The organism is Jannaschia seosinensis, assembly GCF_001408515.1.
GTDB lineage: Bacteria > Pseudomonadota > Alphaproteobacteria > Rhodobacterales > Rhodobacteraceae > Jannaschia > Jannaschia seosinensis.
Map to the genome: position 1 here is coordinate 1 of NZ_CYPR01000145.1, position 11,586 is coordinate 11,586.

General features: G+C 58.9%; 7 protein-coding genes and 1 pseudogene. 6 read left to right on the forward strand and 2 right to left on the reverse strand.

Annotated elements, in window-relative coordinates:
- On the forward strand, window positions 1-782 hold a 782-nt coding region (locus tag JSE7799_RS10920; protein WP_055663635.1), incomplete at its 5' end, for a DDE-type integrase/transposase/recombinase.
- A 335-nt stretch (window positions 783-1,117) separates the two neighbouring features.
- Here the strand turns inward: JSE7799_RS10920 and JSE7799_RS19830 are convergent.
- Window positions 1,118-2,956 (reverse strand): TniQ family protein, encoded by a 1,839-nt coding sequence (locus JSE7799_RS19830; RefSeq protein ID WP_222101746.1) that lies wholly within the window; start codon window positions 2,954-2,956, stop codon window positions 1,118-1,120.
- Between the two features lie 11 nt (window positions 2,957-2,967).
- Complete coding sequence (locus JSE7799_RS10935; RefSeq protein ID WP_186201911.1) at window positions 2,968-3,909, reverse strand: TniB family NTP-binding protein; 942 nt, start codon at window positions 3,907-3,909, stop codon at window positions 2,968-2,970.
- Window positions 3,910-4,451: 542 nt separating this feature from the next.
- Between JSE7799_RS10935 and JSE7799_RS22040 the strand changes: the two are divergent.
- From JSE7799_RS22040 to JSE7799_RS10955, 5 genes and pseudogenes are all read left to right on the forward strand, one after another.
- Window positions 4,452-4,808: pseudogene (locus JSE7799_RS22040) on the forward strand (type I restriction-modification system subunit M N-terminal domain-containing protein); the annotation flags it as partial.
- 24 nt (window positions 4,809-4,832) lie between these two features.
- Window positions 4,833-6,497, forward strand: a complete 1,665-nt coding sequence (locus tag JSE7799_RS10940) for an HsdM family class I SAM-dependent methyltransferase (RefSeq protein ID WP_275934898.1) — start codon at window positions 4,833-4,835, stop codon at window positions 6,495-6,497.
- Entirely contained in the window at window positions 6,494-7,636 is a 1,143-nt protein-coding gene (locus JSE7799_RS10945) for a restriction endonuclease subunit S (protein WP_083480483.1), read from the forward strand. Before JSE7799_RS10940 ends, JSE7799_RS10945 begins: the two co-directional genes overlap by 4 nt.
- Window positions 7,637-7,645: 9 nt before the next feature.
- On the forward strand, window positions 7,646-10,882 hold the full coding sequence (locus tag JSE7799_RS10950; RefSeq protein WP_055663640.1) for a type I restriction endonuclease subunit R: 3,237 nt from the start codon (window positions 7,646-7,648) through the stop codon (window positions 10,880-10,882).
- A 510-nt stretch (window positions 10,883-11,392) separates the two neighbouring features.
- A partial coding sequence (locus tag JSE7799_RS10955) for an IS1634 family transposase N-terminal domain-related protein (protein ID WP_055663641.1) occupies window positions 11,393-11,586 on the forward strand: 194 nt, incomplete at its 3' end.

Below are 11,586 nucleotides of genomic sequence, written 5' to 3' on the forward strand. Positions count from 1 at the left end.
TGCTGGTGTCGCTGGATGATCTGCTGGCGGTTGTGCGGGAGTTCCTGAACCCGAACGCCTCGCGCTCGGGGCTGGATCGCTGCCTGCGCCGGCATGGAGTGGGGAACCTGCGCGACCTGAAGGCCAAGGCGGCCAAGCCGAAGCACAGCGCCTTCAAGGCCTACGAGCCGGGCTACCTCCACATCGACGTGAAATACCTGCCGCAAATGGCCGATGAGACCCGCCGCCGTTACTCCTTCGTGGCCATCGACCGGGCGACCCGATGGGTCTTCATCCGTGTCTTCCCGGCAAAGACCGCGGCCAACGCACGGCGCTTCCTGCGCGATCTGGAGCGCGCCTGCCCGATCCGCATCCGCACCATTCTCACCGACAATGGCAAGGAGTTCACCGACCGCCTTTTCGGCCTGCGCAAGCGGACTGCCACGGGAGAGCACGCGTTCCACGCGCTTTGCGCCGCCCTCGACATCGACCACCGCCTGATCCCGCCGAAGTCGCCGCAGACCAACGGAATGGTCGAGCGCTTCAACGGCCGGAGCGAAGAGGTCCTGCAGAGCCACCATTTCCGAGCAGGCGAGGACCTGGAGACCACGCTCCACCGATACGTCTGGCTCTACAACCAGCAGCTCCCGCAATCAGCGTTGGCCAGCAAGGCGCCCTTGCAGGCCATGAAGGACTGGCACAAAATCAAGCCAGAGCTGTTCAAGAAACAGCCATACTACCTTCCGAGATGTGACAGAAGTTCAAGCCCGCTGCTTCGTCGACCCTTCAGATGGTCTACGTGAACAGAACGTGCGGCGGGCTGAGAAAGCACAGACGGGCCCCCTCCGAGCCCGAGGTCTTCGGTGGGGAAACTTTGCCTGCAAAAAAGTGCGCAAAAACTACGAAAAAGTGCGAACTTTGCTTGGCGGCATAAGTGTGACGACAAGCTAATTTTGGCCATCCCGAAACTTTAACCTATTGTTTTTGTTCAGATGGACCTCATCTCCGGCGGCGGAAACGGCCATTTGACAAGCTAACTTTGGCCATCGGATCTGTTGCGCTGCAGCCTTACAGACAAAAAAATATCGGCCGCCCCAAGGGACGGCCGATAAATCATGTTACATGTTGTCAGGTATGTCTACACACGGAAGCGCTCCGGCAGATCGCTACGTCGGAAAATCCGCACACCGATATCAGACTTCCGCAACATCGGCTTCGCGCCTGCCGCCTTCATCACCGGCTTCAGGTCTTTCACGCCGATGCCGAGGGCTTCTCCGATGTGCACCTCCGTCGTGAATTCTGAGAGGAACCCATCGACATCTTCGGGCTGAAAACGATGGATGACATGATCTCCGTCATCGGATCGGATTTCACGCGACGGCAGGAGCCGCTTCCGAACCAGTTCCCAGCCAGATGGGACGGGAACACGCAGCAGGGCAAACGCTTCCACCGATGACAAGCCCGCCAGAACCTCGGAAACGGCCGCCTTGGTTTCAACCGGGTCCACGTAGATCGCATGGAACCCATCCATACCGGTCACTCGCACTACATTCTGAAGGCGGCCACCCATGATGAGATGTGCGATCTCCACCGCAGGGGCGTTCGACTTCATTGCCGCTTTCGCGAGATCGACCATTCCTTCAGGGACTTTGTCGACCGGGTTCGCGCACGCGCTAAGCCGGCGAAGCAGTTCCTCGACCTCCTTTGCATCGATGCCTTTCTTGTTGCGACCAGGGGCATCTGAGACCTCGTCGACGATCGGTGTCAGGATCCGCTCGGCAACGAGTTGTTGTGCAAGGGGGCGTGTGCAGCCAAGCAGCTTCGGCAGCCGCGAAGTCGGAACGATCCGGCGGACACTTTGCGCAACCTCGCGACCGAGGGTGGCGTCGAAAACGTGGTTGCTATCGAGGGTCGCATTGTCCGGGATGAGCCGCTTAGCGATGAGCATGTGCCGGAGCGTGCGCGGATGCAGACCGCTCTCGCTGGCGAGAGTGGAGCAAGTATGAAGGCGACGCTCAGCGAGTTTCTCGCCGAGCACAGGTGCGCCTGCGGGCATTTCCATGTTTTCGACGATGTAGTCACGGAGGATCCGCCTGATGTCTCCGGGCTCTTTCTTGGCTCGGGACCGCGAAAGCCACTGATATAGACGCCCGAACACGGCCTGGGGACCAAGCTTGCCCCCCTTCCGACTTGCGCGCGCGTGGATGTCTGCGAGAGCGCGATGGATACCTTTTTCGCCTTGGGAGGTGATGGCGAAACCTGCGGCGCCCGCGCGATCCCAATCGTCCTCGGTGAGCTTGTCGAGGTTCGGCTTTGCGCCGAACAGGACAAGCGCGCCGAGCATTTCACTTGCACGAACTGCTTGCTCGAGGCCTTCGCTGTCGAGCCAGGCAGGACCCTGCTGCCCTTCCAGTCGCCCGACGGTGTAATCTTGAAGCGGAGAGGTGGAACGTGGCTGAAGCTCACCGACCAGACTCGCGAGACAGTCGCCGGTTTCAGGAACCATGATTGCGAGTTCGTGGAATCGGTCCCCCGAGAAACTCGCCTTGCGACGCATCAGGGGAAGCCCATGGTGTGCGCAGGTCCGAACGACAGCCAGTTGCCAGATCCACTGGTGACGCCGCTCACCGATCCGGCCACCGAAGGCCTGATCATCCGCCAGCAGGCAGGCCGGACAAAATACGGTATTTGGCGACGACAGGAATTCCGCCGACACGTGCTCACCGCGCAGGTCGTGGTGTCGCCGGTCCAGGCCTCGAGGGGCGTTGGCGAAAAGCTGGGCCGGCGAGACGCCAGCCCAAGCCGCCAGCCGATAGACGGCATCGGCTTCCCCGCGCGCGAGTTCCGGCAGTTTGATCCCGTTGTCCCGCAGGAAAGCACCGGTCCGGCCGCCGGTGTGGCGGGCTGCGAGGCGGGTGGCGAACCCCATCAGGGACTCTGCGGGATCATGGGCGATGTGAGGTGAAAGCGTTGCCATGGACATGAACCTCACGCGGCTTCGTGGAGTTTGGTGAGGTCGATTTCGGCCCACCGCGGAGACTGGAAAACGTTCTTGCCGGGCATGACACCCTCCTGCATCGCCCATGACTGCGCGAAATGCTGCGCCGAAAGCTGGCTGTCGCCGTTCAGGAGCGCCACTTCGATCGCGGCGATGATGTTCTCGATGCAGCGGCCGAAGCGGCCACGGCTTGCGTAGACCAGCCGCGCGATCAGGTCCGTATGCGCGGGGGGCTCGATAGCCACCTTCATGCAGAACCCTTCCATCAGGCCACGCAGCATCTTCTCGTGGGTGGAAGCGGAAATTGCAGGCAACGTGACCTTGGAGTAGCGCCTTTTGACCTGATCGTCGTAGGACGCGATGTTCCACAGGGTGTCGATGCCGGTGAGGATGAGGATGACCGCCCCCTCCCCCTGCATGACCGATTTCAGCATCTTCAGGATATCCTCGATGCCCTTGCCGGCCCTGAACAGGTCGTGCGCCTCGTCGATCCAGAGCACGACCGTGCCGAGCTCCTGCATGCGGAAACGGACGAGCCGCCAGATGTCCCATTCTTTGCGGGATGCCGAAACCTCCGGGTATCCGGTCTCCCTGAGGATTTCGAGGCCGAGGCTCTTCAAGGTTGCGGGGCTCGGGACCCGCACTCCGACCCAAGGCTTGCATGCGGGGTCGTTGCTCTGCAGCGCGGGGTGGTTCTTCAGGAGATGATGCACCAGCGACGTCTTTCCGCCACCCGGACCCTCGACCAGGACGATGCCGTGCGTGTCTCCCGTCGACGTGAACGTCACGGGTTTCGCCAGCGGTAGCCCTTCGGCGTCGTGCTGCAGCAGACGGTCGAGATGTTGCTGAAGAATCCCGTCGCGTGGTGTCGTGATGTAGGTGTCGCGAAGGTCTGCGATAGTCGTGTAAGGATCGCTTACGAGTTTTGCCATGCTGATGGGCTCCGAGAAAAAAAGGTTTTCGCCAGCCGGCGCGCGTTGGTTCGATCCACCCGCCGGCCTGTTCCCGGGACATGCGGTCATCGAGATTCCTGCGAGAGCCAAAGTGACGCAACGTCATGCTCTGAGGTCAGCATTTTCGCTGATGTCGGGACGGGCGGGCCCTTAGGTGACGGTGAATGTCGCGCTTCGGCTGTCTCTGCGCGATCGTGTCCGGCTCTTCATGACAGATTTCCTCTTTCGTCGCGCTCAAGAGGTTGGCCGAGTGGCATGGAGAGGAAGAAGATTTCACATGAAATCTGGAAGTGAGGCGTCCGGTCCGCTCACTTCGGCACATGCTGTGATGCCAGAGCGGTCAATTTGGACGAGCCGGTGGGAGGGCCCCTTCAATATAAAATACCTATGCACTACCGAGACATAGCTGGCGCAAGCTGGCGCCAATCGCTATTTTCCGGCGAAAACCCATCAATGCGAAGAGGCAGACTGTGGAGCATATCGGCAAACTGGAACAGCGACTTTAGGGCGCTGCAGACTCCCTCCGAGCCAATTCGAACTTCGCCAGCAACGAATACTTCATGCCCGTCATGGGGCTTATCTTCCTGCGGCACGCCCATTCGCGCTTCCTCAGGGTCCGCGACGAGATCATCCCGACCCTACCCTCACGCGGGGGAAAAACGCGCCCCTTGACCAAGGAAGACTTCTCGGCCCGCTCGTCCATCTTCCTGCGCGACGAAGCTCAGTTCGATCACCTCGTCGGGCTCCCCGAAGGCGAAAGCGCAGCCACGGCCGTCATCGCCGCGATGCAGTCGATCGAGGAGGACTACACCACCCTCAAAGGCCTGCTGCCCAAACAGGAATACGCCGAACTCGATGATGACGCCCTGCGCCAGGTTCTGCGCATCTTCAACGATCCGGCTCTGCAAAAGGCCGACGGTGACGTTTTCGGCCGGATCTACGAATACTTCCTGACCCAGTTCGCCGACCAAAAGGCACACGACAACGGTGAATTTTTCACCCCCGTGAGCATCGTCGAAAGCATCGTCAACTTCATCGAACCCACCCGCGGCAAGGTCATCGACCCCGCCTGCGGGTCGGGCGGCGTGTTCGTGCAATCCGCCCACTTTGTCGAAGCGATGAAGGCCAATCCTAACGAGCGCCTGACCTTCTACGGGATGGAGAAGAACCCGACAACGCTCCGCCTGGCCAAGATGAACCTTGCGGTCCACGGGCTCGAGGGGGACATCCAGAAGGCCATCAGCTACTACGAGGACCCTCACAAGGCCCATGCGCCCTTCGACTACGTCATGGCCAACCCGCCGTTCAACGTGGACGAGATTGATGCCGAGAAGATCAAAGACGACAAGCGCCTCTCCTTCGGCCTTCCCGGGGTGAACAAGGGCGGCAAGGTCTCGAACGGCAACTACGTCTGGATGTCCTTCTTCCATTCCTACCTGTCCGACACGGGCCGCGCGGGCATCGTCATGTCGTCGCAGGCATCTTCGGCGGGCGGACAAGAGGCCAAGGTCCGCGAGGCGATGGTCAGGACCGGCGACATGGACATCATGCTCGCGATCCGGGGCAACTTCTTCTACACGCGCACCGTGCCCTGCGAGATCTGGTTCATGGACAAGGGCAAGCGGGAACACCTGCGCGACAAGGTGCTGATGCTGGATGCGCGGCAGGTCTTCCGCAAGGTGACGCGCAAGATATGCGACTTCTCCCCCGAGCAGGAAAAGAACCTGACCTCCATCGTCTGGCTCTACCGTGGGCAGGAAGACCGCTTTGTAGGGCTGGTGCAGGACTACCTGTCCACCGCGCGGGATGAGACGCAGGCGACCAATTTTGCCGACCTCCTCGAAGTGCTGGGCAAAGCCTGCACGCATTTCGCCGGGCACGGTGATGTGGCCGAGCTGAAGACCGGGATCGAGAAGCTGACAGCTGATGCCAAGGCCTATGGCGAGGCTGCCGCCGCGCTGGCCCAGCCGGACGCCTCTATCGGTGCGCTGACGGCGGCATGGACGGCGATGCAGCCGCTGGCGGATCAGGCCAAGACGCTGATCAAGGAGATCGAACATCTGGCCAAGCTGGCGCAGAAGGCACAGGAGGCGGCGACAAAGACACTGCTTGCAGACGTCGGCGCCATCGAGAGTGAAGACGCGCAGAAGAAGGCATTGGCGTCGGCGCGGAAAGTCATCTCGGACGGCAAGAAGCATCTGGCGGAGATTGCCGAGGCGCGTGTGGCGCTGACAGGCGACCCGGAAATCCACCTGACGCCCAGCGGGGCGCTGAAGCGCTTCCGCTATTTCGAGGGTCAGGCAGACTGGCTGCTGTCACGGTTCCCTGAGGGGAGGCTGCGCGATGTCGAGGGATTGGTGAAGTTGGTGGATCAGGCCGAGCTGGCCGAGAACGATTACAGCCTGACACCGGGCCGCTATGTGGGCGTCGCGCCGGAAGAGGACGACGAGGATTTCGATTTCGAAGAGGCGATCAAGGAGATCCACGATGAGCTGGAGACCCTGAATGCCGAGGCGGCAGAGCTGGCTGAGACCATCGCGAAGAACTTCGCGGAGTTGATCGTATGAGTTGGGCTGATTGTGAACTCGGGGACGTTGTCACGCTTAAACGCGGTCACGACCTTCCCAATGGAAAGCGCAAGGAAGGCGACATACCGGTAGTATCTTCATCAGGCATCACCGGTTGGCATAATGAGGCCAAGGCAGAAGCACCCGGTGTCGTTACAGGCCGCTATGGCACGATAGGAGAAGTCTTTTTTCTGGACCGCCCGTATTGGCCACTCAATACGGCTCTCTACGCAATTGACTTTCATGAGAATGATCCGCGTTTCATCGCCTATTTTCTGCGGAGCCATCTAAAGAACTACAAGAGTGAGAAGGCTGCCGTTCCCGGTGTGGACAGGAATGTGCTTCACAAGCTCAAGGTCCGCTGCCCCGATCTCCCCGCCCAAGAAAGTATCGCGGCCGTGCTTTCGGCCTATGACGACCTGATCGAGAATAACCGGCGGCGGATTGCGTTGTTGGAGCAGGCGGCGCGGCTCTTGTATCGCGAATGGTTCGTCCATTTCCGCTTTCCCGGCTACGAGACCGCCAAGTTCGTCGATGGCTTGCCGGAGGGGTGGGAACGCACCGCCTTCTCTGAAGCGGCATTCATCAACCAAACGACAAATTGGGACAAGAGCAAGAACCGCGACATTCGCATGGTTCCAATGGGCGCCCTGTCGGAAAGCGGAATGATATGTGACGCCTCACAGTTTGAGCGGCGTGAGAAGCCGACTGGAGTCAAATTTATGAAAGGCGACACTCTTTTCGCGCGTATTACACCGTGCCTCGAAAACGGAAAAACAGCCTATGTCGATTTCTTGGATGAAGGCGAAGTAGCCTGTGGCTCGACAGAGTTCATCGTATTTCGGGAGCGGAAGCTCAGTCGCTATATGATTTACCTTCTCGCTCGCGAAGATGGCTTCAGGCAGAACGCCGTGACCAGCATGGTTGGTTCATCCGGACGACAACGCGTGCAGAATAGCTGCTTCGACAAATTCATGGTCAGCGTTCCGCCAGATGAAATCGTCGTTGAGTTCGACCAAAAGGCCGAGCCGCTCTTCAGGCAGATCGCCTCGTTGGTGGCGTCCAATCATAAGCTTGCCAAAGCCCGAGACATTCTCCTTCCGCGTTTAATGGATGGACGGCTTTCCAATCCCGCGTAGTATCTGACAATGAACGATTATACCGAAGACCTGTTGGTTCAAAAGACGATGGCCGATTACCTGGCCGAAGAGCATGGCTGGCGATCGGTCATGGCATGGAACAGCGAGACCTTCGGCCCCGAGGGCACACTGGGACGCAAGTCCGACAAGGACGTGATCCTGACCCGCTACCTGTCCGAGGCGCTGGTCACTCTGAACCCCGGCCTGCCGGATGAGGCCTACACCCAGGCGCTGCGCCAGATCACCGATGTCTTCGGCTCTCAATCGCTCCTCCGGATCAATCAGGAGAAATACGACCTGATCCGCGACGGGGTGCAGGTGAAGTTCCGCCAGAACGGCGAACAGAAGGTCGCCCACCTGCGCGTCTTTGATTTCGACACGCCCGAAAACAACGACTTTCTCTGCGTGCGCGAGATGTGGATCCGCGGCTACGCCCACCGGCGACGGGCGGACATCATCGGCTTCGTCAACGGGCTACCCCTGATGTTCTGCGAACTCAAGCGCCCCGACAAGGACCTGCGCCGCGCCTATGCCGAGAACCTGAGCGACTACAAGGACACGGTCCCGCACCTGTTCCACTTCAACGCCTTCGTCATCCTCGGGAATGGCGAAGAGGGGCGCATGGGCTCGATCAGCGCCGATTACGAGCATTTCGCCGAATGGCTGAAATTGGATGAGCGCGACCGGCGCGATGGCCGCCTGCCTATGGAAGCGCTGCTCAAGATCATCTGCGACAAGCGCCGGTTCATGGATCTTTTCGAGAACTTCATCCTGTTCGCGGATACGGCCAATGGGCTCGCAAAGATCATCGCGAAGAACCACCAATACTTGGGCGTGAACCGGGCGGTGGAGGCGGTAGAAAGCCGGGAAGACCTCGAGCGCAAGCTGGGTGTGTTCTGGCACACCCAAGGGTCGGGCAAGTCCTTCTCAATGGCGCTGTTCACCCAGAAGGTCCACCGCAAGCTGGGGGGCGATTTCACCTTCCTGATCCTGACCGACCGCACCGATCTGGATAACCAGATCTACAAGACCTTCGCCTCGGTCGGGCTGGCCAACAATGACAAGGATGCCTGTCGCGCGTCCTCTGCGAAGAACCTGCGCGAGCTGCTGGGCCAGCAGAAGAAAGTCATCTTCACGATGATCCAGAAGTTCACGGATAATGAGGCTGGGAATGGGGTCTACTCGACCAGTGACAAGCTGATTGTCGTGACGGACGAGGCGCACCGGACGCAATACGGCATGCTCGCACTGAACATGCGCAAGGGGCTGCCGAATGCGAGCTTCATCGGCTTTACCGGCACGCCGCTGTTCTCGAACGATCAAATCACCAGGCAGGTCTTTGGCGGCTATCTGTCCACCTATGACTTCCAGGATGCCATCGAAGATGGGGCGACACTTCCGCTCTTTTACGATGCGCGTGGCGACAAGCTGAAGATCGCGGGGACGGACCTGAATGAGCAGCTGGCCGAAGCTTTGGCCGAGGCCGAGGTGGATGATCCGGATGTGGCCGCCAAGCTGTCGGATGACCTGAAGCGCGAGTATCACGTCGTCACCGCCGAGCCGCGCCTGAAGCATGTGGCGAAGGACTTTGCCTGGCACTTCTCGACCAACTGGGAGAGTGGCAAGGCAATGTTCATCGCCATCGACAAGGTGACTGCCGTGCGGATGTATGACTACATCCAGACAGAGTGGGACGCCCGGATCACGGCTCTTGAGGCCGAGCTTGACTCGATCAAGGATGATCAGGAACGTATCCAGCGCCAAGCTCAAATCGCCTGGATGCGTGAGACTGAAATGGCCGTCGTGGTCAGCGATGAGCAAAATGAAGTCAAGAAGTTCAAGGACTGGGGCCTTGATATCATCCCTCACAGGAAGCTGATGAAGGATGGGTTCACCGTCACGGAGAAGATCGGCCGTCGAGAAATCGAGAAGCGCCTCGATGTCGATACGGCGTTCAAACGAGAGGAGCATCCATTCCGCGTCGTCATCGTCTGCGCTATGTGGCTGACAGGCTTTGACGTCCCGGCGCTATCGACCCTGTACCTCGATAAACCTTTGCAAGCACACACTTTGATGCAGGCGATCGCGCGCGCCAACCGTGTGAAGGAAGGCAAGAACAACGGACTTATCGTCGATTACTGCGGGATCCTGAAGAACCTGCGAAAAGCACTTGCTACTTTTGCCGGGCACACCGGTGGGGGGACACTTGGCGACCTAGGCGGGCCGGAGCCGGAGGTTGATCCGGTCAGTCCGGAGGAAAGGCTGCGAGGCGAACTTGCCGAAGCTATTGCCTTGGTCGGAGAGGGATTGAGAAATGGTGGCTTCGAACTGGACCGCTTGCGCGAAGCCGAGGGCTTCAACAAGCTCAAGGCCCTGAAGGAAGCCAAGGAAACGATCAACCAGAGTGACGAGGCCCGCAAAGGCTTCGAAATAGCCGCCCGAGCCGTCTTCCGGAAATACAAGGCGTGCTTGACGTTCTCCTGGGTCGAAGACTTCAAAAGCTCCTACCAGGCTATCAACTACATCTACAGCTCTCTGCAGAACGACAAGGCGGAAGCAGATACAACCGCCATCATCCAACAACTCAACGCCATCGTGGCCGACGCCATTCAAATTACTCCCGATACTGAGGGTGATCGGATCTTCGATATTTCTAAAGTTAATTTTGACCTGCTGCGAAGGGAGTTTGCAAAGAGCGACACGAAGGCCAGCGACACACAGGACCTACGCGAGGTGATCAGCAATCGTCTGGCAAAGATGCTGGCTGCCAATCCAACCCTGACCGACTTTGAAGAACGCTTCGACAAGATCATCAAGGAATACAACAAAGAGAAAGACAAGAATACCATCGAAGCGACCTTCGAAGCCCTCATGCGCCTTGCCGCTGAGATGGAGGCAGAGGCACAGGCCCATGTGGCGATGGGGTTGTCCGCAGGCCAGAAGCCGGTTTTTGACCTTCTTTTCCGGGAAGACCTTTCGAAAGCTGAAATTGAGCAGATCAAATCTGCTTCCAACGCAGTGCTGGAAACCATAAAACAGCGAATGGAACAGATCCATAACGCTTTTCAAAAGCAGGCAACACGCGCACGCCTGCGTCAGGACATCTATGACCTACTCTATGATGAGAAAAATGGCTTGCCTGCCTCAAAATATGATGACGCCGAATTGGAACAACGCACAGATGAACTATTCACTTTTTTCGAACGCCGGTACACATCTCCAGACACACTGATGTCCATGGCTTAAAATAGAAATCAGTCTGTGCCTGGCACTGGCAAAAACGGTGCAACAAGGGCGGGAAGCGGTTGTCCGCTGCGATATGCGCAAAGATCAGCTATTGAGGACTCGCGTCGGAAGCCCAGCGCCACGTTTGATGCTGATCCGGCGTGGATCTGTGCAAGTATTGACTTTCTTATCCCCCCAGATGACCGTGAGTCCGAACTCAGGTGTCCCGGGCCAAGTGGAACTCGGAGGACGTTTTTGCGGGCCTTTTTCGATCGATGCGCCGACAACGCTCTTTAGGTCGTGTTGCGTGATTATCCTGCATAGCTTGAGAAAGAAACGAAAGGCCTGTTTTTCAGACGCTAATGTCAAAATCCGAAGTTCGACAGAATCTTCTGGAAAACAAGGGGTTTAGCCTGGCGCGCGCGAGTCTTTTCAGTGGGTTAGGTGTATGAAGCGGCGCAACACGTGTAGTTACACGTCGTCGAAAATCTGGTGTTGTGGAGTGGCGTCTGGCACGGCATCCTGCATTCCATGTTTGTGCGCACCACCGAGAGCGGCGGACGCCGCTACCTGCAGATCGTCGAGTCCTATCGGAACGAGGCCGGCAAGCCCCGGCTGCGCGTCATCGCCAATCTCGGGCGTGTTGATGGCATGAAGGACGGCCATCTCGATGCGCTCATCCGGGGGCTCAGTCGAGCGGCGGGCCGCGAGGAGCCAGCCAAGGC